This is a genomic window from Corynebacterium sp. HMSC056E09, assembly GCF_001813425.1.
Taxonomy (GTDB): Bacteria; Actinomycetota; Actinomycetes; order Mycobacteriales; family Mycobacteriaceae; genus Corynebacterium; species Corynebacterium hesseae.
Genome location: NZ_KV812484.1, coordinates 68,035 through 92,480, shown reverse-complemented (window position 1 = coordinate 92,480; position 24,446 = coordinate 68,035). Strand labels below are relative to the sequence as shown.

Annotated in this window: 24 protein-coding genes and 1 tRNA gene; 11 read left to right on the top strand and 14 right to left on the bottom strand. The window is 60.4% G+C overall.

Annotated features, from left to right (window positions below):
• Window positions 1-24 precede the first annotated feature (24 nt).
• Genes HMPREF2912_RS02585 through HMPREF2912_RS02570 form a run of 4 tightly spaced genes read right to left on the bottom strand, consistent with a single transcriptional unit; the run spans window position 25 to window position 3,074 of the window.
• Window positions 25-1,050, bottom strand: coding sequence for a ThiF family adenylyltransferase (locus HMPREF2912_RS02585; RefSeq protein ID WP_070533421.1), 1,026 nt, complete (start codon window positions 1,048-1,050; stop codon window positions 25-27).
• Complete coding sequence (locus HMPREF2912_RS02580; RefSeq protein ID WP_070564174.1) at window positions 1,047-1,466, bottom strand: molybdenum cofactor biosynthesis protein MoaE; 420 nt, start codon at window positions 1,464-1,466, stop codon at window positions 1,047-1,049. Before HMPREF2912_RS02580 ends, HMPREF2912_RS02585 begins: the two co-directional genes overlap by 4 nt.
• On the bottom strand, window positions 1,456-1,926 hold the full coding sequence (locus tag HMPREF2912_RS02575; protein WP_070683152.1) for a MogA/MoaB family molybdenum cofactor biosynthesis protein: 471 nt from the start codon (window positions 1,924-1,926) through the stop codon (window positions 1,456-1,458). The genes HMPREF2912_RS02580 and HMPREF2912_RS02575 overlap by 11 nt, the downstream gene beginning before the upstream one ends.
• Window positions 1,923-3,074 (bottom strand): molybdopterin molybdotransferase MoeA, encoded by a 1,152-nt coding sequence (locus HMPREF2912_RS02570; protein WP_070596309.1) that lies wholly within the window; start codon window positions 3,072-3,074, stop codon window positions 1,923-1,925. The genes HMPREF2912_RS02575 and HMPREF2912_RS02570 overlap by 4 nt, the downstream gene beginning before the upstream one ends.
• A gap of 40 nt (window positions 3,075-3,114) precedes the next feature.
• Here HMPREF2912_RS02570 and HMPREF2912_RS02565 point away from each other — a divergent pair, with 40 nt between their 5' ends.
• Entirely contained in the window at window positions 3,115-3,369 is a 255-nt protein-coding gene (locus HMPREF2912_RS02565; protein WP_070524618.1) for a MoaD/ThiS family protein, read from the top strand.
• Here HMPREF2912_RS02565 and HMPREF2912_RS02560 read toward each other — a convergent pair.
• From HMPREF2912_RS02560 to HMPREF2912_RS02545, 4 genes are read right to left on the bottom strand one after another with little or no spacing between them, the layout of a single operon-like run.
• Window positions 3,366-3,737: a phage holin family protein gene (locus tag HMPREF2912_RS02560; RefSeq protein WP_070596311.1), complete on the bottom strand. Its 372-nt coding sequence runs from the start codon at window positions 3,735-3,737 to the stop codon at window positions 3,366-3,368. The genes HMPREF2912_RS02565 and HMPREF2912_RS02560 overlap by 4 nt on opposite strands.
• 21 nt (window positions 3,738-3,758) lie before the next feature.
• Window positions 3,759-4,817, bottom strand: coding sequence for a histidinol-phosphate transaminase (hisC, locus tag HMPREF2912_RS02555; protein ID WP_070596313.1), 1,059 nt, complete (start codon window positions 4,815-4,817; stop codon window positions 3,759-3,761).
• Window positions 4,818-4,827: 10 nt separating this feature from the next.
• Window positions 4,828-6,501 carry an alpha-keto acid decarboxylase family protein gene (locus HMPREF2912_RS02550; RefSeq protein WP_070596316.1) on the bottom strand — a complete coding sequence of 558 codons (1,674 nt, stop codon included), beginning with the start codon at window positions 6,499-6,501 and terminating at the stop codon, window positions 4,828-4,830.
• Between the two features lie 14 nt (window positions 6,502-6,515).
• Window positions 6,516-7,913 carry an amino acid permease gene (locus tag HMPREF2912_RS02545; protein WP_083299205.1) on the bottom strand — a complete coding sequence of 466 codons (1,398 nt, stop codon included), beginning with the start codon at window positions 7,911-7,913 and terminating at the stop codon, window positions 6,516-6,518.
• A gap of 113 nt (window positions 7,914-8,026) precedes the next feature.
• Between HMPREF2912_RS02545 and HMPREF2912_RS02540 the strand changes: the two genes are divergently transcribed.
• From HMPREF2912_RS02540 to HMPREF2912_RS12830, 4 genes are all read left to right on the top strand, one after another.
• Window positions 8,027-9,181 (top strand): PucR family transcriptional regulator, encoded by a 1,155-nt coding sequence (locus tag HMPREF2912_RS02540; protein WP_070683151.1) that lies wholly within the window; start codon window positions 8,027-8,029, stop codon window positions 9,179-9,181.
• 45 nt (window positions 9,182-9,226) lie between these two features.
• A tRNA-Ser gene (locus HMPREF2912_RS02535) sits at window positions 9,227-9,315 on the top strand.
• A gap of 817 nt (window positions 9,316-10,132) precedes the next feature.
• A complete protein-coding gene (locus tag HMPREF2912_RS02530) occupies window positions 10,133-10,792 on the top strand; it encodes a hypothetical protein (RefSeq protein WP_070510733.1) in 660 nt (219 codons plus the stop codon).
• A gap of 344 nt (window positions 10,793-11,136) precedes the next feature.
• Window positions 11,137-11,832 carry a chymotrypsin family serine protease gene (locus HMPREF2912_RS12830; RefSeq protein ID WP_141745871.1) on the top strand — a complete coding sequence of 232 codons (696 nt, stop codon included), beginning with the start codon at window positions 11,137-11,139 and terminating at the stop codon, window positions 11,830-11,832.
• Window positions 11,833-12,328: 496 nt separating this feature from the next.
• On the opposite strand, the gene HMPREF2912_RS12970 is transcribed toward HMPREF2912_RS12830, so the two are convergent.
• The 5 genes from HMPREF2912_RS12970 to HMPREF2912_RS02505 all read right to left on the bottom strand — a co-directional run bounded on the left by HMPREF2912_RS12970 (window position 12,329) and on the right by HMPREF2912_RS02505 (window position 15,381).
• Complete coding sequence (locus HMPREF2912_RS12970; RefSeq protein ID WP_070510735.1) at window positions 12,329-12,610, bottom strand: PIN domain-containing protein; 282 nt, start codon at window positions 12,608-12,610, stop codon at window positions 12,329-12,331.
• A gap of 179 nt (window positions 12,611-12,789) precedes the next feature.
• Entirely contained in the window at window positions 12,790-13,152 is a 363-nt protein-coding gene (locus tag HMPREF2912_RS02520) for a DoxX family protein (RefSeq protein ID WP_005292602.1), read from the bottom strand.
• Window positions 13,149-13,724: a TetR/AcrR family transcriptional regulator gene (locus tag HMPREF2912_RS02515; RefSeq protein WP_005292598.1), complete on the bottom strand. Its 576-nt coding sequence runs from the start codon at window positions 13,722-13,724 to the stop codon at window positions 13,149-13,151. Before HMPREF2912_RS02515 ends, HMPREF2912_RS02520 begins: the two co-directional genes overlap by 4 nt.
• 62 nt (window positions 13,725-13,786) lie before the next feature.
• On the bottom strand, window positions 13,787-14,176 hold the full coding sequence (locus HMPREF2912_RS02510; protein ID WP_070564201.1) for an NUDIX hydrolase: 390 nt from the start codon (window positions 14,174-14,176) through the stop codon (window positions 13,787-13,789).
• Window positions 14,177-14,196: 20 nt separating this feature from the next.
• Complete coding sequence (locus tag HMPREF2912_RS02505) at window positions 14,197-15,381, bottom strand: Nramp family divalent metal transporter (protein ID WP_011272788.1); 1,185 nt, start codon at window positions 15,379-15,381, stop codon at window positions 14,197-14,199.
• Between the two features lie 174 nt (window positions 15,382-15,555).
• On the opposite strand from HMPREF2912_RS02505, the gene HMPREF2912_RS02500 reads away from it, so the two are divergent.
• Window positions 15,556-18,096 (top strand): YhgE/Pip domain-containing protein, encoded by a 2,541-nt coding sequence (locus tag HMPREF2912_RS02500; protein WP_070624675.1) that lies wholly within the window; start codon window positions 15,556-15,558, stop codon window positions 18,094-18,096.
• The gene (locus HMPREF2912_RS02495) at window positions 18,096-20,144 is read left to right on the top strand and encodes a YhgE/Pip domain-containing protein (RefSeq protein WP_070524600.1); all 2,049 of its coding nucleotides are present in this window, start codon (window positions 18,096-18,098) and stop codon (window positions 20,142-20,144) included. The genes HMPREF2912_RS02500 and HMPREF2912_RS02495 overlap by 1 nt, the downstream gene beginning before the upstream one ends.
• Before the next feature lie 3 nt (window positions 20,145-20,147).
• Here the strand turns inward: HMPREF2912_RS02495 and HMPREF2912_RS02490 are convergent, their stop codons facing one another.
• Complete coding sequence (locus tag HMPREF2912_RS02490) at window positions 20,148-21,494, bottom strand: MFS transporter (RefSeq protein ID WP_070683150.1); 1,347 nt, start codon at window positions 21,492-21,494, stop codon at window positions 20,148-20,150.
• Between the two features lie 177 nt (window positions 21,495-21,671).
• Here HMPREF2912_RS02490 and HMPREF2912_RS02485 point away from each other — a divergent pair, with 177 nt between their 5' ends.
• From HMPREF2912_RS02485 to HMPREF2912_RS02470, 4 genes are read left to right on the top strand one after another with little or no spacing between them, the layout of a single operon-like run.
• Window positions 21,672-23,036: a TrkH family potassium uptake protein gene (locus HMPREF2912_RS02485; protein WP_070683163.1), complete on the top strand. Its 1,365-nt coding sequence runs from the start codon at window positions 21,672-21,674 to the stop codon at window positions 23,034-23,036.
• Window position 23,037: 1 nt separating this feature from the next.
• The gene (locus HMPREF2912_RS02480) at window positions 23,038-23,721 is read left to right on the top strand and encodes a potassium channel family protein (protein WP_070524594.1); all 684 of its coding nucleotides are present in this window, start codon (window positions 23,038-23,040) and stop codon (window positions 23,719-23,721) included.
• Window positions 23,722-23,781: 60 nt separating this feature from the next.
• Window positions 23,782-24,144: a YidH family protein gene (locus HMPREF2912_RS02475; protein ID WP_070524592.1), complete on the top strand. Its 363-nt coding sequence runs from the start codon at window positions 23,782-23,784 to the stop codon at window positions 24,142-24,144.
• Window positions 24,141-24,440, top strand: coding sequence for a DUF202 domain-containing protein (locus HMPREF2912_RS02470; protein WP_070524591.1), 300 nt, complete (start codon window positions 24,141-24,143; stop codon window positions 24,438-24,440). Before HMPREF2912_RS02475 ends, HMPREF2912_RS02470 begins: the two co-directional genes overlap by 4 nt.
• Window positions 24,441-24,446: the final 6 nt, after the last annotated feature.

The window sequence follows — 24,446 nt, the reverse complement described above, 5'->3', positions numbered from 1 at the left end:
CTAGGTCATCGAGAGAAATGGTCTCTAGCTCGCCTCGGCGTCGGCTTCGGCCGAGAGTTCGGAGATGTGCTCTTGCCAGGCGTCGATGCCGCCGCGCAGCGAGTAGACGTTGCTGAAACCGCGGGCGCGCAGGGTCTCGACGGCCTGGGCGGAGCGCAGGCCGCTGGCGCAGTAGAGGACGGCGAGGTCGGCGGGGTCTAGTGGCGGGTTGTGGCCGGCGAGGATCTCATCGAGCGGGAGATGCTGCGAGCCGGGGATGAGGGAGGCGGCGCGCTCGGGGGCGGTGCGGACGTCGATAAGCGTGGCGTCCTCTGGGATGTCGCGGATGTCGGTGGGGTTGTCGGGGCGCGCCGGGGTGGCGCCGTTCGCGCGCACGGGGATGTATTCCCAGGTCCCGGCGAGGGAATCGTAGTAGCCCAGCGTGCCGATGAGCGGGGTGCCGATGCCCGTGAGGAGCTTGAGCGCTTCGACGGCTAGGGCGGAGCCGGCGACGCCGACGACCGGTCCCATCACACCGGCCTGCGAACAGGAGGGCACCTGCGGGTCGGTGGGGAAGAGGTCTTCGTAGACCGGGCCGTGGCCGGAGTGGAAGACGGTGAGCTGCGCGTCGTAGCCCAGAAGCGAGGCCCATACGTGCGGAATGCCCAGTTCATGGGCGGCCCAGGAGGCTAGGTGGCGGGAGTAGAAGTTATCGGTTCCGTCGATGATGAGGTCAGCGCCGCGCAGTTGCTCCAAGGCGGTATCGGGTGTCAGGCGCGAGAACTCCTCGACGGTGCACTCCGGGTTGAGGGCGTTCAAGGCCGAAGCGGCGGATTCGGTCTTGGGCTGGCCTACGGTTGCTGTGCTGTGGATGACTTGGCGGTGCAGGTTGGAGAGGGAGACGGTGTCGTCGTCGAAAAGCAGGATGCGTCCCACGCCTGCGCCTGCGAGATAGAGAAGGGCAGGCGATCCCAGGCCGCCGGCGCCGATGACGGCGACGGCGGAAGCGCGAAGTCGTTCCTGTGTAGAGGTTCCCCACAGGGCTTCCTGGCGTGCGTAGCGTGAACTCATTCCAGGCCTACCCACGTGGTGGTGTCATCGGTGTGCAGCTGTTCCTTCCAGATGGGGACTTCCGCCTTGACGCGGTCGGCGCAGGTCGACGCTGCTTCGAAGGCATCCTTGCGATGCGCGGAGGCGGCGGCGACGATGAAGGCGGACTCGCCGATCTCTAGTGCTCCAGTCCGGTGCGCGCACCAGAGGCGGACGGCGGGGAAAGCGGCGGCGACTTCGCCGGCGACGCGCTCAATTTCCTGCTGGGCTGAGGGGTGCGCGGTGTAGGTGAGGAGCTTGACGCCGCGGCCGGAGTCGTGGTTGCGCACGATGCCGTCGAATAAAACGACGGCACCCGTTTCCGCGGTGGTGATGTCGGGGGCCGTGATGGGCTCGGCGCTGATGTGTGCGCCGAGGAGACCGTAGTTAGTGCTCATTGATGCCTTCCAGCTGGTTGATGATGTGGTTAAGAACTGGTTCGAGGACGGCGCCGCCGTCCTTGGCAGCACCCGTGGAGCCGGGCAGGGCCATGGCGAAAGTGGACCCGGTGACTCCGGCAACCGTGCGGGAGAGTGCCGCGGTGGGGATGGCCGCCGAGTGCGCATAGAAGGCGTGGGCCAGGCCGGGCAGTTCGCGGTCAAGATGTGGGGTGAGTGCTTCGACGGTGCGGTCATCCGGCGTGATGCCGGTGCCGCCCGAGGTGAGGATGACCGAGGGGGCGTTGGAAAAAGCGGCTTCGAGGGTGGAGTCGATGTCGGCGTCCGCGACGACGACGGGCTCCGGAGTATCGAAGCCCTGCTCACGGAGGAAGTTCACCAAGATAGGGCCGGAGCGGTCTTCGTATTCACCGGCGGCGGCGCGGGTCGAGGCAACGATAACGAGTGCGCGTCGGGTCATGAGAGTGGGAACACCTCCACGAGGTCGCCGGCTGAAAGCTGTGCGCCGGCGGGGATACGAATAAGGGCAGTGGCGCCGATGGCCTGGGACATCAGATGGGAGCTAGTACCGCCGAGAAAGGAGGCTTGGGCGGTGCCGTCGGAGATAGCTAGGGTGCCACGGCGGAACTGCTCGCGGCCCTCCAAGCCTTCGGCGTGCTCAGTAAGGCGTGCGCAAAATGGAGCGGGAGCGCGGCCGATAACGGGTGCCAAGTAGAGGCGGAAGCTTACCAGCGTGGAGATGGGGTTGCCGGGGAAGCAGACAACGGGCACCTCGCCCAAACGCGACAGGCCCTGCGGGCCACCGGGCTGCTGCGCCACGTGGCCGAACCAGCCGTCCTCTTCAAAGATTTGGCGGATGACCTCAAACTTTCCGTGGGAGATACCGCCTGAGGTGACGATGACATCGGGGCGGTGGGTAATGACGGCCTCGGCGAGGTCCGCGCGCAGGGCAGAAGGATCGTCATTCGTGCGCACGAAGCCGGCCACCTCGATGCCATATTGCGCGGCCAAGGCCGCGAGCATGGGCGCATTGGAATCGGGGATGGTGGCCTCGCCCGCGCCACCGATTTCCGCACCACCGGTGCAGATGAGGATGCGGGCGGGCGCGAAGGTGAGGACCTCGGCCAGGCCTTGGGAGGCGAGGGTGGCGATGGAGGGGGCGTCGAGAAGCGCGTGCTCATTGATGAGGGTTGTGCCGACCGTGACGTCGGAGCCCGCACGGCGGATGAACTGCTCAGGGGTTGCCGGCACGGTGACCGTGGCGCCCTCTTCCGTGAAGTGCGGGGGCTCGCAGTGCTCGACGGGAACGATGGTGGCGGTGCCCTCAGGGACCTTCGCGCCGGTCATGATGGGGAGGGCGGTGCCTTGCTCGAGTGAGCCCGGGGGATCACCCGCCGCAATGGTGCGGCCGACGGTGAAGGTGCCGCCGTCACATGTGGAAAGCGCATAGCCATCCATCTGCGAATTATCGAAAGGCGGAAGGTTGTGCTCCGCGCGGTACGTCGCGGCGGCACGGCGCCCGAAGGCGTTGGCCAGGGGAGTGGACACCACCCGGGGCTGCGGAAGGGCCGCGCGAACGGCGGCGAGGTGTTCCTCATAAGTGCGCATCGAGTTCCTTCCTGTCACGGAGGCTGGCATAGTGGCAACCATGGTTGATATACACTACTTTGCCGCAGCCCGCGCCGCCGCGGGGCGCGCGCAGGACACGGCGCAGGCGGCGACGCTGGGGGAGTTGCTGGACGTGTTGCGTGCTCGGCATACCGGTAGCACCGAGGCCGGCATGAGCTTTGCGGAGGTGCTGGAGCGCTGCACCTTCCTGGTGGATGGCGCGAGCGCAAAGGAAGACGCCGTGCTTGCCGACGCTTCCCGCGTCGACGTCCTCCCGCCTTTTGCCGGCGGTTAGTGTCGAGTTCGCAGCGGGCTGGTGAAGAAGTTCACCACGCTTGAGACAATCGCGAGGACAATCGCGCCGATGATGGCAGCGCCCCAGCCGTCGATGACGAGTGAGTCCATCAGCGCGCTGACGAGGAGCAGGACCGCGCCGTTGATGACGAGCGCGAAGAGGCCCAGTGTCAGGCAGGTCAGCGGTGCGCCGAGGAAGCGGAGCACCGGGGTGACGACCTCGTTGACGATGATGAAGACCGCCGCGATGAGCAAGAAGTTCTGGGTAGTAGCGGGAACGATGTCGATTCCGGGGACAATCGCTACCACGGCCCAGAAGGCCACCGCGACGGCAATGACGTTGAGTGCAAAATTGATAAATGTCTTCACAACTGCACTCTAACGCGGAAACTAGCCCTGCGCACCGAAGGCCGCGTCCCAGGCCTTGAGCAGCGTCTCGGTCTCCTCCGCCGTGGTGACGGAAATGCGCACGCCCTCGGGGAAGGCACGGACGAGGACGTCATTCTCGGCGAGCTGTGCGGCGACCTCCTGCGGGGAGCCCAGCTTCGCAATGCTGTCGGCGGCGAACCAGATGTGGTTGGCCTGGGACTCCGGAACGCCAAAGTCTGCGAAGTGCTTGACCAGGCGGTCGCGCTGCTTAACGGTCTCATCGGTGCGCTCACGCAGCTCCTTCTGAGCGGCCAGCGAGGCCGCTGCACCAACCTGCGCCACCGAGTTCACGGAGAACGGGATGGCCACCTTGCTTAAGGCCTCGATGATCTTGGCGTTGCCGAAGGCATAGCCCAAACGGATGCCGGCCAGGCCATAGGCCTTGGAGAAGGTGCGCAGGCCAATGACGTTGTCGTGGGTGTGGACATAGTCGGTGGCCAGCGGGACGGCCTCGTTGCGGTTGTATTCGATGTAGGCCTCATCGAGCGCCACGATGACGTCCTTCGGGACCTTGGCCAGGAAGGCGTCGAACTCCTCCTTGGTGATGATGGAACCGGTGGGGTTATTCGGGTTGCATACGAAGATCAGGCGGGTCTTGTCCGTGATGGCAGCCGCCATGGCCTCCAAGTCCACGCGGTGGTCCGCGGTGAGCGGAACCTTGACCGGGGTGGCGCCCACGACCTGCGCGAAGATGGGATAAGCCTCAAAGGAGCGCCAGGGGAAGACAATCTCATCACCGGGCACCGAGGTGATCTGCACCAGCTGCTGGCAAATGGCGGAGGAACCCGCGCCGGTGGTGACCTGCTCAGGGCTAACGCCAAGGTTTTCGGCGAGTGCCTTGCGGATTTCCACCGCACCCATGTCCGGGTAGCGGTTGACGTGCGCGACGGCAGTCTCCATGGCCTTGAGCGCGCCGGGCAGCGGCTCCTGGGTTGCCTCGTTGGAGGAGAGCTTCAAGGCGTGCTCGGCATTCTTGCCGGGGACGTAGACGGGCAGGGAGGAAAGGTCTGGTCGAATCATGTTCTCCACCTTAGGCGTTGCGGGGGCCGCGGGGCCCGAAGTCGAAATCTGCAGTTTGCGGGCCGAAGGCCTGAAGTCCCTTCGGCGCGTCGAAAGCGTCGAGGCGCACCTCAAGGAAGGCGCCGCGCTCCGGGTGGGCGGCGATATCCTCCAGGGCCTTGGCCAATTCGCCCTCGGTCGAGGCCACGTAGGACTCCATCGTGGTGTCCTTCATGAACACCTTCGGCAGAGCCGTGTAATCCCACATTTGGATCTCGTTGTACTCGCGCTCCATGCCCAGGATGTAGCGCTCGATGGTGTAGCCATCGTTGTTGACCAGCACGATGATGGGCTTGAGGTCCTGGCGCACGATGGTGGAGAGCTCCTGGGCGGTGAGTTGGAAGGAGCCATCACCGATGAAGAGGACGTGGCGGCGCTCCGGGTTAGCCAGCTGCGAGCCCAGCACGCACGGCAGGGTAAAGCCGATGGAACCCCAGATGGTGGAGTTGATGTACTGCACGCCCTCGGGCATGCGCTGCTGGCCCAGACCGATATTGGAGGTGCCGGCCTCGGCGATGACCACGTCATCTTCCTGGATGAAGCCGAGCATCTGCGGCCAGATGCGCTCCTGGGTCAGCGGGGCATCCGGGTTCGGCTCGAAGGGCTCGGGCTCGAAAGCCGCGCTTGTCGATGCCCCAGCTTCCGGGATGCGGTCGAGGAGGACGTCGAGAAGCTCCAGCGTATTAATGCCCACGAAGTACTCGCCGTCGGCGTTGAGGTGCTGGTCGCCGAAGTTATAGACGCGGGCATCGGCCAGGTTGTGGGTGAAAGAACCGGAGTTGACCTCGATGAAGCGCGGGTTCGTGGTGACCAGGAAGTCGGACTTTTCAATGCGCTCCTGCACGCCCGGCGCCGAGGCCGCGCCGTTATAGGTGCCGATGAAGAGCGGGTGGCGCTCGGACAAGATGGCCTTGCCGGAGGAGAGCTGGGAGTAGGGCAGCTGGGCCTTGTCGATGATGGCGCGGAATTTCTCAGTGAAACCGTGGCGGTTGGTGTCCTGGTCGATGAGGATGATCGGGTCCTTGGCCTTCGCGAGGTGCTCCAGCACGTAATCCGCAGCGGCGTTCAGGCGCTCCGGATCGGAGGGGGCGAGCTCGGTGGAGAAAGGCTCGTCGGGGACCTCGATGCTCAGGTGCGTGATATCGGAAGGAATCTGGATGTGCACCGGGCGCTTCTCGCGCAGGCAGGTGTGCAGGGCGCGGTCGAATTCCTCGACCACGTTCATGGGGGACACACGCGTGGCCACCTCGGTGAAGGGTGCAAAGGAATCCAGCATGTTGGCAAAGTCGCCGTCGGCAAGCGAGTGGTGCAGGTTCCAGCGGAACTCCGTGGCGTACTGCGGCGGCGCGCCCGCCAGCGACACCAGCGGGACGTGCTCGGCACGTGCACCCGCGATGCCGTTGAGGGCGGAAAGCTCGCCCACGCCATAGGTAGTGAGTAGGCAGCCCACGCCTTTCTGGCGGGCATAGCCGTCGGCGGCATAGGCGGCGTTGAGCTCGTTGCAGGCGCCGACGAAGCGGATGCCCTCGGAGGCCTCAATCTGCTCGAGGAAGCTCAGGTTGAAGTCACCGGGCACGCCGATGATTTCAGTAATGCCGATGGCCTTGAGGCGGTCCAGGATGAAATCACCAATGGTGGTCTGCATGATGAGGGTCCTTTCTATTTATTTCGGGCGTCGTGGCGCTTCTTGCCTAGCCAGATGAGGGCCAAGGCCACAATCCAACAGGGTAGGACAATGGCGCCGGTGCGGTAGTCGGGCAACATGAACATCAAAACGATGACGAGAGCGAAGAAGGCCAAGCACAGGTAGTTAGCGATGGGGTAGAGGGGCGCGCGGAAGGCCGCGTCCGGGCAGCGCTTGCGGAAGTTCAGGTGTGCAAGGGCGATGGCGGACCAGGAGATGAGCTCCGCGCCGACGATGATGGCGAGGAGAACGATCAGGATCTTGCCCTCGAAGAGGAAGTTAAGCAGCACAGCCGAGCCCATGAGTAGGGCGTTGAAAAGCAGAGCGCGAACCGGCACGCCCTTGGCGCTGACGGAATTGAAGAAGGGCGGAGCTTGGCCGCCGCGGGAAAGATCCCGCAACATGCGCGCGCCGGAGAAGGTCATGGTGTTGAACACGGAGACGGCGGCAACGAGCACGATGAGGTTAAGGCCCGTGGCCGCGGCACTAATGCCCAGGGTGCTTAGCGCGCGCACGAAGGGAGAGGTGGAGGTATCGAGCTCATTCCACGGGGCGAGCAGCACGATGATGCCGATGCCGCCGACGTAGAAGATGAGGATGCGCCAGATCACGTTGTTGATGGCCTTGGGCAGGCTCTTGGCGGGATCTTGGGCCTCGCCCGCGGCGGTACCGATGGAGATGATGCCGCCGAAGGAGAAAATCACCGCGACGAGGGAGAAGAGCACACCGGCGGCACCGTTGGGGAAGAAACCGCCGTGCTCGGTGATATTGCTCAAGCCGAGGGCGGGCTCCGGGGTAAGGCCGAAGACGATGGCCGCGCCGACGACGATCATGAGGATGAGTGCGACGACCTTGATGAGGGAGAGCCAGAACTCCGCCTCGGCGAAGGCTCCGACGTGCACCAGGTTGATGGCGGTGACGATGACGAGCGCGACGAGGGCGGTGAGCCAGTGCGGGATGCCAGGGAACCAGAAGTCCATGATGGTGCCCGCGGCGGTGAGCTCCACCATGCCGACGACGATGGTGGTGAACCACCAGTTCCAGCCGGTGACAAAGCCGGCGATGGGCCCGATGTATTCGCGGGCGTAGGCGCTGAAGGAGCCGGCGACGGGGTGCTCCACGGCCATCTCACCGAGCATGCGCATGATGAGGAAGATGATGAAGCCGCCGATGGCGTAGGCGGCGATAACGCCGGGACCGGCCTCCTGGATGGAGGCACCGGAGCCCAAGAAGAGGCCCGTGCCGATGCATGAGCCGAAGGCGATCATTTGCAGGTGGCGCGATTTCATGCCGCGCTGCAGGCCGTCGTCTGCACTGGTGTTATCGCTGGCGACAACGTCCTGTGCCCTGACGGAATTGTTGGTTGTGGTCATGTAGACGCCCTTCATGAACGTATATGTGTGACGTGGGTCATTTAGCTGTAGGAGATTATTGCGCAGCACAGTTTTGTTTGTCACTAGACAATATTCGGAAGTATCTTTGACATATGTCAAAAGTGACACCCCCGCAGCTGACGAGTATCCAGGATATCGTCGACGAATGCGCCCAGATCCTGCAGCGCTCCGTTGAGGTGACCACCCCCGCCATCGCGGTGATTGCGGCTAGTGCGCAAATCGGTGCCATCGATAAGAACCGGGCGGCCTCTATTCTTAATCGCACCCCGCCCCCGGAGCCCATCCCGTGGATGCTGAGCTTCGGAATCCAAGAGGCTGTGCTGCCGGTACGCTTGCCCGCTAACCCGCGCTATGACATGCTGCCCCGCGTGGTCATTCCCCTGCGTCACGAGGACAGGCTGGTGGGCTACCTGTGGATTATTGATGAGCCTGTGCTGGGCGACGCCCCCTTGGCCCGCCTGGATTCATTGCTTGCGCCCCTTGCCAGGCTTATCGACGCACGCGATGCTCCCCTCGCCGCCCGCGCCCAACAGCTCGGCGAACTGGCCCGCGAGGTGCTCACAGGTGATCCGGCTGCGCTGGCCGGTGCGCGGGAGCGCGATCTCTTGCCCTCCGATGGTGAGCTGACCGTGCATCGCGTGCTGGTGGAAGGCGATCAGCGCGCGGTGTCCGTGGAGCTCGCCCGCCCATTGGTGCGCCGGCCCTTCTTGGTCGCGGATTCTCACGATTCCCTCGTGCTCATTGAGTGCTGCCGCGACGACAAGGACACCGAGGCTCTCATGGAGGAGCTGCAGAGTGCCGCGCTTGTCACCGGCGCTGAGGTGGTGGCGCGTGGCTCAGCGCCGACGGCCCCGCAAGCGCGACTCATGGCGGATGTGGCCAAACTCTGTGGCCAGGATTCGCTGCGCTGGGAGGAGGCGGGCGCGTGGCGGCTGCTGCGCGGGTGGGAGCTGACCCCGGCAACGGTGCTGGAGATGAGTCCGGATGCCGCCGTGCTTCTCGACGACCCCCGCAATTCCTACTGGCACACCCTGCTGACCTACTTTGAGCATTCCCGCAACGTCTCCGCGACCGCCGCTGCGCTCTACATCCACCGTGCCACGCTGCACTACCGCCTAGACCGCGTCCGCGAGATTCTCGGGCCCGGCGTGCTGGATGATGGCTGGCGCTGCGCGGCACTCTACGTTGCCCTTAAGCTGCATGCGGCGCTTCAGGGAAAGAATAGGGAAGCCCCATTTTGTCCCTAGGGGAAGCGCTCAGGTAGAGTGATGGACGATTCATTGTGAATCGCTGGAGACGTGCCAGAGCGGCCGAATGGGGCTCCCTGCTAAGGAGTTGACTTACTTGCGTAGGTCCGGAGGTTCAAATCCTCTCGTCTCCGCAAACTACAGAACCCGAGTCATCGTTTCACCGGTGGCTCGGGATTTTACGTTTTCAGTTCCTTCGTATGCCGACAGCCCGTGAGCAGGGAACTTAGAATGAAGGCGCTGACCTTAATCTGTGCTGGCTGGGAGCGTCATGGAGTTACTAAAAGAGCCAATTTGGGATGTGGAAAGTAACGCGAACATCGATCCCGATGAGAACTTTGTCCGAATATTTTGTTCTTTCCAAAATTCATGAGTGCTATTCCCCTCAGCCACTTCCCAAAGCAACGAACGGCATAGTGAGGTGGGGGATGAAAAAGAAGTAAATATCGGGCGAATGTGCTTGATGGCGAAATGGGGCAGGGGTGGTTCCGAAGAATTTTTGGTCGCCTAATTCAGCACTAGCGGCAGGACCAATACACCGGTTGAGAGCGCGAGCATGCCTAAGCAGTTGATCCAGAATTCACTGTCGAGGAAGTGGGCGCGGACACGGGCTGCTGAGGCTGCGCAGAAATATGCGATGACTCAAAACATGGATGCGATTCCTACGCTTGGGAACCAGAGTCCGTCGATGACTCCTGTGGCTGCGCGGCACTTGATGACAATGAGCGCCCACCACCAGTCTTTGGGGCGCTGGTTAACCCGAGTCTCAAAAGACTAGGGTTTGCGGGGAAGGGGAGGGATTATATGCCTTCTTGTGCGCCCTCGCAACAAATCTTGAGGAAGTTTATACAATAGTCTACATTTTACATCTTTTGCTTCCAATTATCCCTACTGGATGTAACTCTAGGGGTGTCCGATTTTCAGCCATCTTTTCTAGAAAGGATTATGGACATGTATCGTCTCAAGAAATCTACGCGTTTAGTGGTGCTGGTTGCGGCAGCAACAGTTTTTGCACCAGTCAATGCTAGTGCCGGTACTGAGACTGACCTCGCTGAGTCGACTCAGAATAATGCCTCTCAGTCTTCTGTTTCCTCAGAAGTTGCGGAAAAAGCAGATTCCTATGTTTTCCTTCAGGGAGACCAATTCGCGATTGCTAGAGAGGCAGAAAGCGCTCTTTCGCAAAAGGAACTGCAAGAAATCAAAAATGAAGTAGAGACTCAGAACGAAAGGATCAGCGAGGCCAAGGCTGATAGTAACCTTGAGATGAAGGTGGCGGGAGACTCGATAACTTTCTGGGAAAAAGGGCCGAAGATTTCGAGCGCTGATGATGATGACATTGATCCATACTTTCAAGAGGGTCGGAATGGAATTGAATTCCATGGGACTTATGTGAGGGTGCTACTGTCTAAAACGACGATTAACCGGGTGGGTGGCGGTGTCACAATCGCTGGAGTCTGGATTCCCGAGCCAGTTCTTTCCAAAATCCTAGCTACTGGAGGGGCTATTGCTGGTCTTGCGCCCGGTGGTATGTATGCAGACTATGGCATTGGTTCGATTGTGGCTGGCGCTTTCACACATAATGCATATCCTCAGCGGGTTGGTTTTCAATAAATTATCCTTCCTCTAAACAGAAAGGGGTTTAGGGAAAGGTAATTGGAATTTTGCCATATGGATGTTTCTGCATTGTTCAGATAACAGTCCAAGAGAATCTGCCGCCTGGCAAGAATAGAAATGGTTCTGGAGAGTAAAATATGTGGAAAAAGATATTGGCCACTGTGGGCGTTTTATTGATGATGCTTTCCGCTCAACTTCAGTGGCCGTATGGGGTCACGATTGCTCTAGCAATTTTGGTCATTTTCCTTGTGTTTGTTCCATCTGGGAAGAAGTAAATATCTGAGCAGAGGTGGGTATTTTAGCGGGCCTGCCTCTGTTTTAGATTGATTATTTATTAAGTTATGAAACAAAATACTATTTCTATAGTAGGCAGGCTAGCTCTTTTCTTTCTGGCTAGCGTATCTTTTGGGGCCACGGCTTCATCAATATCTACTGCTCAACAGAGGAATTTCGATCCTCTTTCATATATTGAAAGTGGAGATGAGGTGCAGGTGGGTCCTCCCCGAGGGGCGGTGACGTGTTCTGTGACTATCATTTCCCAGCAGCGGGCCTTGACTGCCGGTCATTGTGGTGAAAGTGCGGATGAAGTGTATTCGAAAGGTAGGCGTATTGGAAGTATTGGTGAAAACTACTTGTGGAGTAACCAAGGGATAGATGTTTCAGAAATACTTCTTGATCCTCCGGTAGATTACGTTCTTCGGGCTGATAAAATTAGTGATAAAAGTATCGAAATACCTTCAGCTATTTTTGCAAAAACCTTTCTCGGAGGGAGAATTGATGGGGTTGTCAACGACAAGAACTTATATTGTGAGGCATTTTCCATCAATGGGAGAGAATATCAGGCGCGAACTCTAAAGGCTCAAATGACTTCAAAACCTGGGGATTCAGGCGCCCCTGTCTATAATCCTGCAGGAGAATTGGTGGCCCTCATTGAAGGCGGCAATGGGAAAGGGGATACTACTATCACGCCGCTTTCTTTCCTGGAGGAAAAACTCTCTGAAGACTCTTCTTCTAATGAGTGTAAAGGAAATGGTTAAATTACACAGCCTGTTTGCTAGGAGATTTTCCGCTTTATCTAACGACTAGTTGCAGCTGCTACGCAAAAGAGGAGGCGGAATCTGCTCAACGACTTCCTGCGCTAGCGACGAGTCGGATTTGGACGGTGTTGGTTGTTGCCGAGTGTATTTTGTTAGTCGGCGGACGTAGCGCCATCGGCAGATGCCTCAATACTAGTCCTTGTCCTAACATCGAGAAGTTTTAGAGTGCGTTAATTTTGTCGCTTTAGTCGAGGGCTTGTCGGTTTATTGATTGCTTGATTTCGCTGCTTCAACTTATAGAACCCTAGTCATCGTTCACCGGTGGCTCGGGATCTGCGTTTGTTGTTGTCATTCTAGAAGCGGGTGCCAGCGCAGCTCTCGGAAGCGGGCAAAGCCCTGATCTTGGCTCAGTAAGGTTGCTTCTTCTTCTATTACGGACGCGGCTATCCAGGCATCAGGGATGTCGCTGGCTTTAAGCTTGTGCAAGCGCACCAGTTCAGTGAAGGTTGTCCAGGTCCCTGGGCTGGAGCTCAAAAGAGTGCCCGTTTGGGGCCGCTAAAATGGTATTGAGTGCAGTCAGTGCTTGCTGGGCGGTTAGTGGTTTGTGGAATAGCTTGTGGTTGGTCATAACTCGAACAAGGCCCGTTGCCACAACATCCAGGAGCCCAATTGTTTCATGCCGATTCAGCGCACCACTTAACCACTGCTGAGCGGGTTTATGTTGTGGTGCTGCGGAGTGGAAGGTATAAACGAGAATGTTGACATCAGGAATGATCATCGAGCACCGCCCATACGGCTTCTTTGTCGCTGAGATCAACTAGAGCTGGTCCGCCGCAATCGAAGGAGGGGAGGTTTATCGTGGTGCACATACCTTTAGGGTAAAAAGCATCAAGTCATCAATCAAGGGGTGCAATGATGCATCTGCCTTCAGGAAGCCGTGAAAGGTTGACTGGTGTCTTAATTCAGTGCGAGCGTCAGGATCAGTACTCCGATGGAGAATGCGAGCATGCCTAAGCAGTTGATCCAGAATGCGCTACCGAGGAAGTGGGCGCGGACATGGGCTGCTGCGGCCGCGCAGAAATAGGCGATGACTCCAATCATGGCTGTGATTCCTACGCCGGGGAACCAGAGGCCGGCAATGAGTCCTACGGCGGCGAGGCACTTGATGACAATGAGCGCCCACCACCAGTCCTTGGGGAGTTTGACGCCGCTGAGGCAGGCTTCGATGAAGGGGACTGGTTTGAGGGAGAGGGCGGCGTCGCCAAGCAGAATGGCTGCTAGTAGAAGGGAGGGCCAGGCTGGGGAAGATTCTAGGATCATTGGGTTACTCCGAATGCGGTGTTGAGGCGTTCGATCGATGAGGCGGCTTGGGATGTGAGGTGCTCGGTGTCGTAGATTCCGGCGGCCCAGCCGATGAGTAAGCCGAGGTAGACGTTGTACAGCAGGTCGGCGTACTCGGCCGCATCGGCGCTGCTGAGCCTGGTGCCGAGTCGCAGGGTGATTTCATCGGTCAGGAGCGTTTTGAGTGCGGTGAGCGCTTCGCCTTGATTGCCTTGTTGGATGAGTGCTGCGCCAAAGGCGCGGGAGAGCTCTTCGTGGCCGGTAAACATCTGGAGGAAAGGTCTCAGGACATCGAGAAGGCTATCGGATTGTCCCCGGATGTCATCGTGGAGTTCTGAAATGTGTTGGCCAATGGTGCGGATGAGCAGCGTTTGTTTGTCGCCGACTCCCATGACGGTTCCCACGCTAACGCCAGCTTCGGATGCGATAGTCCGGATGCTGGTGGTGGCGTAGCCCTGAGTGAGGAAGAGTTCGTAGGCGGTGGCTAGGACCTTGCTGACGGTGCCAGCTTTGGCGGCCGAGCGCGATGAGTGAACGTGTTCAGTGAACATGTTCAAAAGGGTAGCTCTTGATGGTTTCGAGGTCAATGACGCCGAAGTGTTGACAGTTGGCGCTAGGCCAGCGTGGGGAAGACGCGGTCGCGCAGCAGGTGTGCAAGCTCGCGGTCGGGGGCTGCTGGGTTGACCCAGGCGGTGTCCCCGATTTCGGCGGCGGCGTGGGGTTCGTCGGTGGTGACGGTGCGGGTGTAGGTGAAGATGGTGCCGACGACGACCTCGCCCGGTTCGTTGGCGGCGGGAGCGTCGAAGGTGCCGAGTTTGTTGAGGCTCTCGGCGTCGAGGGTGAGGCCTACTTCTTCGGCAACTTCGCGCAGGGCGGCGTCGACAAGCGCCTCGCCCGCCTCGGGCTTGCCGCCGGGCAGTTGGTACTTGGTGGAGGACTTCTTGCGCACGGTAAGCACGTGGCCTTGTGGGTTGCGGATGACGACGGCTGCTACTTCAATCATGGCTGCTGATTGTAGGCGGCCTAGAGCAGCGGCAGGAGCACGAGGGCGAGATTGAGTGCGATGACCAGCGCGGCAAGCGTCCAGCCCACGGCCATAGACCAGGGTTTCGCGGCGAACTCACCCATGACGTCCCGGGAGCCGGCATAGCGGAAAAGCGGGATGATGGCGAAGGGGATGCCCAGGGAAAGAAGTGCCTGGCTGACCACCAGTGCCATAGTGGGGTCGACCCCGCAGCCGATGATGACCAGCGCCGGGATGAGCGTGACCAGGCGGCGGACTAGTAGGGGGACCTTGATGTGAAGCAGGCCGTCCATGATTTCGGAGCCGGCGTAGGCGCCCACTGACGTCGAGGCGAGGCCGCTGGCCAGCAGGCCGATGGCGAAGAGAACGCCGGCCAGCGGGCCGAGGTGGCTGGCAATCGCCGTGTGGGCCCCGGAGATGGTCTCTGTGCCGTCCACGCCGTAGAGGGCCGAGCCCGCCAGGACCAGCAGGCCCACGTTGACGAGCCCGGCGATGGACAGCGCCACGGCGATGTCCGCGCGGGTGCCGGCCAGCACGTGGGGGATTTCCAGGTCGGGGTAGCGCTGCTTGGTCAGGGAGGAGTGTAGGTAAATGGCGTGCGGCATGACGGTGGCGCCCAACATGGAGGCGGCCAGCAGGATGCTGTCCTTGCCCTCTAGGCGGGGGATGAGGCCGCCGGCCACGTCGGCGGGGTCGGGCGGGGCGATGGCGAGGCCGGCAAGGAAGCCGATGCAGATGACCAGGAGCAGGCCGATGACAAGCCCCTCGAACCACTGGTTCTTCTTCTGGAAGATGAGGAGAATGATGGAGACCGCGCCGATGATGAGCGCGCCCGCGAACAGGGGGAGGTTGAAGAGGAGTTGCAGGGCAATGGCGCCGCCGATGACTTCGGCGAGGTCGGTGGCCGCGGCGATGAGCTCGGCCTGGGCCCACATGCCTAGGCGCGCGCGGCGGGAGAGACGCTCGCCCATGATTTCCGGCAGGGAGCGGTGGGTGACTAGGCCCAGTTTGGCGGAGTGGTACTGGATGAACATGGCCATGAGGTTGGCCACGACGAGTACCCACACCAGGAGGTAGCCGTAGTGGGAGCCGGCGCTGATGTTGGCGGCTACGTTGCCGGGGTCGACGTAAGCCACTGCAGCAACGAAGGCGGGGCCGGTGAGGCTGATTAAGGTCTTACGCATAGGCATCTCCATACCAAAAGTTCAACTACTTGAAGTCTAGTTTTCATCGCCATATGTTCAAGCCAGGGGTTTGATCCGGCAAACCATGTTAAAGTTTATTTGTTAATTATTTAAATTACTTTATGTATTTCGGCAGGTTAGAGACTCGAAGCTTCAACGGGTACACTGCCTTCAGTGCGCCAAAGTTGGAAGATTTTTATTAGAGATGTAGCCAGGCTTGGCCGCGTCCCCAGGGCGTGGATCATCCTCATCGGGCTTATCATCACCCCCGCGTTGTATTCATGGGTGAACATCGCGGCTTTTCGTGACCCCTACGGCCATACCAACAACATCAAGGTGGCCGTGGTCAACGAGGATAAGGGTGCTAACAACGAGCTGACGGGGAAGATAGATGTCGGCAGCGAGGTCATTGAGAAACTCAAAAAGAATGACCAGCTAGGCTGGCAATTCCTCGAGCGCGACGAAGCCGAGAAAGCCCTTTTAGAGGGAGACGTGTATGCCTCGGTGACGATTCCTGAGGACTTCAGCGAGAACCTCGTGAGCATGCTCGACGGGAAGTTCACGCAGCCGCAACTGGTTTACCGCGTCAACGAGAAGAACAACGCCATCGCCGTGAAGATTACGGATACCGGTGCCAAAGGTCTGGACAAGCAGATCACGGCGGCCTTCAAGGAGCAGGTGGCCACCGTCGCGGCGGAGAACGTCAAGGACACCGGTACTGACTTCGAGCGAAAAGTCACGCGGGCGATGAACAACACCAGCTCCGCGTTCGGGGAGACCGCGCAGGAGATTGACGGTAACCGTGAGAACCTCGCGCGGATCCAGGGAAAGCTTGACGCCGCTGCTGATTCCACGTTGGGCGCCAAGTCCACGGTGGCTGATGTGAGTGCTGCGCTGGGCGACGCCCAAACAGCCCTCGCCGAGGTCTCCTCCCTAGTCGAGCAGGCCCAAGGGGGCATCGGTGACTTCACCGACCAGACCACCGGTGCCTTCGTCAGTGGCGCAAGTGCGGTGGCAGACGGCATCGCACAGGCGCAGGAATCCATTGCGGATGTCACAGCTGGCCTGAACCAGGCCGGTGACCGTTTCGATTACGCCACGCAACGGGCGAACACTGCTATTGACGCGAGTGCGGAATCGATTGCGCAGCTTAAGGCGTTGCGCGATTCCGCAACGCTTTCACCGCAGGTGGCCAAGGAGATCGATGACGCCATCCAGCGCCTCGATGAGGGCAATGAATCCAACCGCCAGCTGGTGGGGAACCTGAATGCGCTGAGCAAGGATACCCAGGCCGCAGCGGACAACGTGCAGGCAAGTGCGGAGGCCATCAACCAGGCGGCGGCAGATACCAAGGCCACCTCGCAAACGCTGCGCGATACCGTGACCACCGCTGTGCCCGAAATCAACCGTGCCATGAGCAATCTGAGCTCCATGGCGAGTGCTTTGAGCTCCACCCTGGAAGCTCAGAAGGGAACCATGCAGGAGGCCAATGGTCTCCTGGACGGCGTGGCCCAGCAGCTGCGCGCCACGAAGGACACCTTGTCCGATTTCGATACCAACCTCCTGGCCCTGCAGGACAGCCTGCGCGCTATGCAGGGCGATGTGGGTTCGCTGCGTGCCGCGATGAACTCCAAAGTCGTTCAAAATGTCACCGGGCTGGACGCGGAAGAAATCGGTAAATTCTTTGCGGAGCCCATCGAGCTGAAGACCGAAACCGTGTACCCGGTGGACAGCTACGGCTCCGCCATGGCGGCGCTGTTTACTAACCTCTCTCTGTGGATTGGTGCCTTCGTCCTCATGGTGATCTTCCGGGTTGAGGTCGATAAGGAGGGCTTCGACCGCATCACGGTGGGCCAGGCCTACTTGGGCCGCTTCCTCCTCATGGCCCTGATGGTCATCATCCAGGCCGTCACGGTGACCGTGGGTGATCTGCTCATCGGCGTGCAGACCGTGAACGCGCCTGCCTTCATTCTGACGGGCGTGCTCGTGGGGCTGGCCTACTTGAGCATTATCTATGGGTTGTCGACGTCTCTGGGTCACCTCGGCCGCGGCCTCTGCGTGGTCTTTGCCATCATTCAGATTCCAGGTGCGTCGGGCCTGTACCCGATTGAGCTGCTGCCCAGCTTCTTCCACAGCATCTACCCGCTGCTTCCGTTCACGTACGGCATTGACGCCATGCGCGAAACCATCGGCGGGTTCTACGGCAACCATTACTTCAAGAAGATGGGCGTGCTCGCCTTCATGTTCATTCTCTTCTTCGTCTTCGGTCTTCTACTGCGCAAGGCGTTGGCGCACTTCAACGTCATCTTCAATCGCGAGCTGCGGGACACCGAACTCTTCGACTATGAAAACGTGCAGGTTGTGGGCTCCGGCTACCGCATCGCGGACGTCATCCAGGCGCTGGATAGCCGCAGTGGCCTCAAGAGGGATTTGGACCGCCGCGCTCATAACTGGGGCTATTGGCTCAAGATGGTGGCCATCGCGGGCGTTATCGGCGTGGTCATCCTCATCATCGTCTCGGGCCTCTTGCCCGACCAGAAGCCGCTGCTCTTGGGTATTTGGACGGCGTGGTGCTTCCTCATCATTGTCGCCGCGGTCACCCTGGAATACCTGCGCATCAGTCTGAAGCAGTCCGCGGAGCTCGTGACGCTGGATGAAGATGACCTTATTCATCCGTCCCGCATCGGCGCAGAGTCCACGGAGGGGGATAACTAATGCGTGGAACACTCGATCTTTTCCTCAACGATATCCGCACCGCATGCCGCAACGTGATGAGCGCGGTGATGCTCGTGGGTCTCGTCGTCATTCCGATGCTGTTCACGTGGTTTAACGTGTTGGCTAGCTGGGATCCCTTTGATAACACCAGCCAGCTCAAGGTGGCGGTGGCCAGCAAGGACACCGGCTATGAGAGCGATCTTTTGCCGGTGCCCATCAACGTTGGCGACCAAGTACTCAATGAGCTGCGCGCGAACGATCAGCTGGATTGGGTTGTGACCACCTCTGATGAGGCGATTGAAGGTACCAAGTCCGGCGAGTATTACGCAGCCATCGTGCTCCCCGAAGATTTCAGTACCGACATGATGAACTTCTACACGGATGGTTCCCAGCCCGCGGATTTGTCCTTCTACATGAATGAGAAGAAGAACGCGCTGGCGCCGAAGATCACCGGTCAAGGCGCAGAGGGGGTGTCAGCCCAGGTTGCCGAGGCTTTCACGACGACGGTCGGTAACGTGTCCTTCGATCTGGTCACCTCACTCTCCGATTTCTTGAGCAAGGGCGATACCAAGGCTGTATTGGACCGGATGCAGGCGCGCGCGGATGGCGTGCAGACTCAGCTGGATATGGCGGCGCGTACCGCGCGTTCCCTCGCTGGCCTCGTGGATACTGCGGTTCCGCTCATGGAAAGCGCCCAGCGCATTGCGGACTCGGCGGACCTGAAGCTGCCGGAGATTCAGTCTTCCTCACTGAACGTGTCCACGGATGCGCTGCAGCAATCGCTCGATGCCACCAGCGCTAGTTATGACGTGGTGCGCCAACGCATTGATGCGCTTTACGCCGACGCCTCCGCCTCCCGCGCCGACCGCGTCGCCGCGCTCAACACCTTGGCCGGCCAGGTAGAAGGCACCATTGCCCAGTATCAGAACCTGCACGGCCACATTGAGGCCCTGCCAATTCCTGCCGGGGATAAAGAGAAGGCGCTCAGCCGTATCGAGGAGGCCATCGACGCGCAGCGCACTCTCCACGCGCGCCTCACTGCGGCCGCGAATGCTCCCGAACCCACGAAGCCGGATCTCTCCAGCATCGACAATGCCAAGAAGGCAGTGGAGGGAATCTCCACCTCTGGTCTGCGTGAATCCTTGCGCGCGCTGCAGGATTCCCTGGGCCAGGTAAGCGCGGATCTGGATACCGCGAAGACTCCCGTCACCATTGATTCCTCTTCCCTGACGGATGCTCGGGATGCAGTACAGAAGCTCGCCTCTGGCCTGCAGGATAAGGCCAACAAGTTCGGCGACCTGCGGAAGGATATCGACTCCGCTGCGGCATCTGGTGACCTGAAGAAGCTGGCGGACCTCATCGGTTCCGATCCGGACGCTCTGGCGCACGCGATTGCGGCTCCGGTGGACGTCGACAGGCAAGCGGTCTACCCAGTCAAGAGTTTCGGTGCCGGCATGACACCCATGTACACGGCGCTGGCGCTGTGGGTCGGCGCGCTGCTGACTGCGGTGAGCGTGCGCACGGATGTGGTGGATAAGGATACATATTCGCCGATGCAGCGCTTCTTCGGCCGCTTCGGAATGTTTGCCGCGGTTGGCCTCGTGCAGTCGACGATGCTGATTCTGGGCCTCATCTTCTTCGTGGGCATTGAGCCCGCGCACCCGATTCTCATGCTGTTGGCGGGCTGGGTTAGCTCGCTCATCTTTATGCTGATTTGCTACACCTTCGTGGTGTCCTTCGCCAACGCGGGCAAGGCCCTAGCGGTGCTCATGCTGGTGGTCCAAGTATCGTCGTCGGGCGGTGCCTACCCCTTGCAGGTGCTCCCGGACTGGTTCCAGAACATTAGCCCGTGGCTGCCGGCGACCTATACCATCCGTGCTTTCCGCGCGGCTATCGCCGGAACCTACCACGGTGATTACTGGCTGGCGTTGCTGTGCCTGCTGCTCTTTGCTGTACCGATGCTTGTTCTGGGCGTGGTCTTCCACAAGCCGTTGGAGAAATTCACCAACGGCTGGGTGGAGACCTTGGACAAGACCAAGCTGATGTAGCGCCTATTTCTTGGCGTAGGCGCTGCTTTCGGGGTTGTCGATTGTGGAGTGAGTGCGGCTGTCATGTAGGAAGAGCATGGCAACCACACCCAGCGCCGCCATGACAGTGACATAAATGGGGAAGGCGTTAGCATGACCGGCGTTCTTTAGACCCAGAGCGACGTATTCGGCCGAGCCGCCGAAGAGCGAGTTGCCTACGGCGTAGGTGAATCCCACGCCGAGGCCGCGGATGTAGGTGGGGAACATCTCGGCTTTGAGAATTCCGGAAATCGAGGTGTAGCCGCTTTCGAAGACGAAGATGAGAATGATGACTGCCCCGGCGCCGATCAGAGTGGATTGGGCTTCCAGGAGCATGAAGGCGGGGATGGTGCCGACCGTGGATGCCACACCGAAAATGAGGATGGTGTTCTTGCGGCCGATCTTGTCAGAAAGCAAGCCTGTCAGCGGCTGCAGGATCATAAAGACGAAGAGGCATACTGTCATCGTCCGGGCAACGTCGCCTTTGGCAAAACCACCCGTATTGATGAGGAACTTCTGCATGTATGTGGTGTAGGTGTAGAAGGTCAGTGAGCCGATTGCGGTAATACCAAGGACGACCCAGAACGAGCGCGGGTGCTGCATGAGTTGGCGAAGTGTTCCGGCTCCCTCCTCACTGCGCTCGGTGCTCGACGTCGTTTCTTCAAGACCGTTTCGTAGCCAGAGGCTTACCACAGCGGCGAGTGCACCGATTACGAAAGGCAGGCGCCACCACCCATTTGTGATTGCTTCTTCTCCCAGCGTGGAGGTCATGATGACGGCGAGGAGGCTGGCCAGCAATTGCCCGCCGATGAGCGTGACGTATTGGAAGGAGGAGTAGAAGCCGCGGCGTCCTGAGGAAGCAATCTCAGACATGTAGGTGGCCGTTGCTCCGTACTCACCACCCACGGAGAGTCCCTGGATGCAGCGCACGATGAGCATCAGCACTGGAGCCCAGGCGCCAACGGTCGCCGCGGTGGGCAAGGCCGCAAAGAGGAGGGAGCCGGCGCACATCATGATGATGGCGATCAGCATTGAGCGCTTGCGGCCATAGCGGTCGGCGATGCGTCCGAAAATATAGCCGCCGATGGGGCGCATGAGGAATCCGACAAAGAAGACGCCCGCAGACTTCATGAGCGCACCGGTTTCACCAGTCCCGCTGAAGAACTGGTCTGCAAAATAGACGCTGAAGAAGGCGTAGATATAAAAATCAAACCATTCCACAAGGTTGCCGCTGGATGCGGCGAGGATAGCCTTGATGGTTGGCCATTCGATTCTTGGTTTGGCAGCTTCAGTGCCGTCCGCCGTGTGCGTGGTCGCTTTATGGTTCATCATGGCTTCGCTTTCATATCCGGGTAAAGGGCCGATTCGTTCCTAATATCTGTCGTTCGATTGTCTAATGGGAAACTACCTTTCGGGCAGTTATTACAAAAGATATAACTATAAAATTGCCGGCAAATTCACAGGGAATGGGGGTGATTTAAGAGGGCGCGAAGCGTAGTGTTGACCGCTGTGAATCGCGGTCACTTCTTGGGCCCAGCTCGGCTCACCGCCGTGGGCTTTATCCTGCTCATCCTCGTGGGAACGCTGCTGCTGATGCTGCCGATTTCCGCCAACGTTCCGCAGTGGACACCGTTCCTGCCGGCGCTGTTTACGGCGACCTCGGCGGTCTCCTTGACGGGCCTCGTGGTGGAGGACACCGGGACCTATTGGACGCCCTTTGGCCAAGCGGTCATCATCACGCTTATCCAGCTGGGAGGGCTGGGCATCATGAGTTTGGCGTCGCTGTCGGGCATGCTGTTGACCGGCCGTATCAGCTTCAAAGCCCGCCGGACCATGGCTGCGGAGGGCCGCGCCGTGGCCTCCGGCGGCATTCGCCGCGCGCTCTTGCTTACCGTGGTCATGACCCTGATCTGCGAGGCCATCGTCGCTGTGTTCATCGGCGTGCGCCTAGCCACCGAGCATGGTGTAGCACCTGGGCGCGCAGCGTGGGAAGGAGTATTCCACGCCATTTCGGCCTTCAATAACGCAGGGTTTAGTACCTATTCAGACAGCGTTATCTCCTTCGCTGCTGATGGCTGGATTCTTCTTCCCCTTGCCTTCGCCCTGATCATCGGTGGCTTGGGTTATCCCATGCTGGCGGAGTTCGTGCGACGGGCCCGCGCACGGCTAACGCGCTGGCGCGGCGGCACGCCGCGCATTCACCGCATGTCCATGACCGCCCGGATGACGCTGGGCGCCACCGCGTTCTTGTTGCTTAGTGGCACCGTGATCTTCCTCCTCTCCGAGGGTTCCAGTGTGCTGAACGGGATGCCGTTGGGCCAGAAGCTCATCAACGCCTTCTTCATGAGCGCTTCGCCCCGAACGGCAGGTTTTAACGCCATCGACTATGGGGAAGCACACCCGTTGACGCTGATGGTTACGGACATCCTGATGTTTATCGGCGGTGGTTCCGCCGGTACGGCGGGTGGCATCAAGGTCACCACAGCCTGCGTGCTGGGCGCCGCCATGATCTCGGAATTCTTGGGCCGCGAGGACACGTCTATCGGGCACCGCCGCTTGCCGCTGTCCACCTTCCGGCAGGCCCTCGCGCTAACGGCCGCCGGAATGATCGTCGTTGCCGTAGGCGTGGCGACGCTGCGCGTCTGGGATCCCGAGTTCACCGCGGACCAGGTCACGTTCGAAGTCATGTCCGCCTTCGCCACCGTGGGTTTGTCCACGGGTATTACTGCAAGTTTGTCCGCACCATCGCAGCTCATGCTGTGTCTCATCATGTACGTTGGCCGCGTAGGCCCTACCACCTTCGTGGCGGCACTGGCCGCCCGGACTATTAGCCTGCGCTACCGCTACCCCGAAGAAAGGCCGTTCATTGGCTAACATGTTCAGCGCCCTGCGGCGTGAAAAGTCTTCCATCAATATCCCGCCGGTCGTCGTCATTGGTATGGGGCGGTTCGGTTCTTCCCTAGCCCGTGAACTGATGGAGCACGGCGTGGAGGTTCTTGGCATCGATGCCGAGGAGAAACACGTGCGCGAATATGCCGCGTATCTCACCGAGGCGGTGACCGCGGATACGACCGACGCCGAGGCCCTCCGCCAGCTGGGCGTTGATGAAGTGGAACGCGTGGTCGTGGCCATCGGCTCCGACTTGGAGGATTCCATCCTCACCGCCTCGAACTTGGTGGAACTGGGGGTAGGCGATATCTGGGCCAAGGCGGATTCGGATGCGCACGCCCGTATCCTGCGCCAACTGGGAGTGCACCACGTTATCCGCCCAGAGCGCGATACTGGTCGCCGCGTGGCGCACCTGCTGGGTGGTCGCTTCGAGGATTTTGCGGAGATCGCCACTGATTATGGCGTGACGGCGATGACCCCGCCGGCGTCGATAAGCAAGCACCCGCTCAACCTGCACCAGGTGTGGGAAGCACACAACGTTCAGCTCATCTCCCGCTGTGAGGGGCCTGGCCAGTGGCGCCCGCTTGTCGACGGCACCGAGCTCACCCACCGCGACCTCATCGTCGTCGCCGGTAGCCCCGCGGATCTGGAGGCCTTCTCGCAGTCTTAAGCGCGGCGCTTGGGGTGCTGCGCGCTGTGGAATGAAGCGTCGGACGCTACAGTAGCGCCTATGACGAAGGCACGTTTCCCGGGCTCGGTGTATGGAACAGGGGAGGAACCCGACCCGCGCTTCAGCATGGCCAATGAGCGCACGTTCTTGGCCTGGATCCGCACGTCGCTGGCCTTTATTGCCGGTGGTGTGGCCCTGGAGACCTTCGAGCTGCCGTTGAACACGACGCTGACTCGCGTCGTCTCCGTCATCATGCTGATCGTGGCCATCGTCCTGCCGGCGGTGGCATGGTTTCACTGGGGTGCTTCGGAACGAGCGATGCGCCATGGGCGTCCGCTCCCGGCCAGCCCGGCGTTGGCGTTGATTGTTGGTGTGGTGATCATCATCGGCCTGATGATTCTGGTGGGCGAGCTGCTAGCGTGAGCGAGCTTTTTGATCCTGGCCTCCAACCCGAGCGCACCCGCCTGGCCTGGCAGCGCACGGGGCTCGCGGGCCTTGTTGCGGGTTTGCTTGTCGTGCGTTCCATTGCGCCATGGGCCGCCCTGATTGTCGGGGTAGTGGTGGCCGTTGTGTTGTGGCTGGCCACCGCTAAGCTCCGCCATGTTGACGAGATCCTGGCTCGGACCGAATCACCTGCCCTGCCCGGAGCTCCGGCGCTTGCCGCCGTTGCGCTGGGGACGATGCTCCTCGGGGCAGTTGCCTTCGCCGCTATCTGGTAGCGGTGC

What these genes read in the sequence shown, in the direction of transcription:
- HMPREF2912_RS02475 (WP_070524592.1), top strand. Translation starts at nt 23,782, where the DNA reads ATGACGAAGGCACGTTTCCCGGGCTCGGTGTATGGAACAGGGGAGGAA.
- HMPREF2912_RS02585 (WP_070533421.1), bottom strand. Translation starts at nt 1,050, where the DNA reads ATGAGTTCACGCTACGCACGCCAGGAAGCCCTGTGGGGAACCTCTACA.
- HMPREF2912_RS02495 (WP_070524600.1), top strand. Translation starts at nt 18,096, where the DNA reads ATGCGTGGAACACTCGATCTTTTCCTCAACGATATCCGCACCGCATGC.
- HMPREF2912_RS02550 (WP_070596316.1), bottom strand. Translation starts at nt 6,501, where the DNA reads ATGCAGACCACCATTGGTGATTTCATCCTGGACCGCCTCAAGGCCATC.
- HMPREF2912_RS02580 (WP_070564174.1), bottom strand. Translation starts at nt 1,466, where the DNA reads ATGAGCACTAACTACGGTCTCCTCGGCGCACACATCAGCGCCGAGCCC.
- HMPREF2912_RS02575 (WP_070683152.1), bottom strand. Translation starts at nt 1,926, where the DNA reads ATGACCCGACGCGCACTCGTTATCGTTGCCTCGACCCGCGCCGCCGCC.
- HMPREF2912_RS02565 (WP_070524618.1), top strand. Translation starts at nt 3,115, where the DNA reads ATGGTTGATATACACTACTTTGCCGCAGCCCGCGCCGCCGCGGGGCGC.
- HMPREF2912_RS02515 (WP_005292598.1), bottom strand. Translation starts at nt 13,724, where the DNA reads ATGTTCACTGAACACGTTCACTCATCGCGCTCGGCCGCCAAAGCTGGC.
- HMPREF2912_RS02540 (WP_070683151.1), top strand. Translation starts at nt 8,027, where the DNA reads ATGTCAAAAGTGACACCCCCGCAGCTGACGAGTATCCAGGATATCGTC.
- HMPREF2912_RS02520 (WP_005292602.1), bottom strand. Translation starts at nt 13,152, where the DNA reads ATGATCCTAGAATCTTCCCCAGCCTGGCCCTCCCTTCTACTAGCAGCC.
- HMPREF2912_RS12830 (WP_141745871.1), top strand. Translation starts at nt 11,137, where the DNA reads ATGAAACAAAATACTATTTCTATAGTAGGCAGGCTAGCTCTTTTCTTT.
- HMPREF2912_RS02480 (WP_070524594.1), top strand. Translation starts at nt 23,038, where the DNA reads ATGTTCAGCGCCCTGCGGCGTGAAAAGTCTTCCATCAATATCCCGCCG.
- HMPREF2912_RS02545 (WP_083299205.1), bottom strand. Translation starts at nt 7,913, where the DNA reads ATGACCACAACCAACAATTCCGTCAGGGCACAGGACGTTGTCGCCAGC.
- HMPREF2912_RS02490 (WP_070683150.1), bottom strand. Translation starts at nt 21,494, where the DNA reads ATGATGAACCATAAAGCGACCACGCACACGGCGGACGGCACTGAAGCT.
- hisC (WP_070596313.1), bottom strand. Translation starts at nt 4,817, where the DNA reads ATGATTCGACCAGACCTTTCCTCCCTGCCCGTCTACGTCCCCGGCAAG.
- HMPREF2912_RS12970 (WP_070510735.1), bottom strand. Translation starts at nt 12,610, where the DNA reads ATGATCATTCCTGATGTCAACATTCTCGTTTATACCTTCCACTCCGCA.
- HMPREF2912_RS02505 (WP_011272788.1), bottom strand. Translation starts at nt 15,381, where the DNA reads ATGCGTAAGACCTTAATCAGCCTCACCGGCCCCGCCTTCGTTGCTGCA.
- HMPREF2912_RS02530 (WP_070510733.1), top strand. Translation starts at nt 10,133, where the DNA reads ATGTATCGTCTCAAGAAATCTACGCGTTTAGTGGTGCTGGTTGCGGCA.
- HMPREF2912_RS02510 (WP_070564201.1), bottom strand. Translation starts at nt 14,176, where the DNA reads ATGATTGAAGTAGCAGCCGTCGTCATCCGCAACCCACAAGGCCACGTG.
- HMPREF2912_RS02570 (WP_070596309.1), bottom strand. Translation starts at nt 3,074, where the DNA reads ATGCGCACTTATGAGGAACACCTCGCCGCCGTTCGCGCGGCCCTTCCG.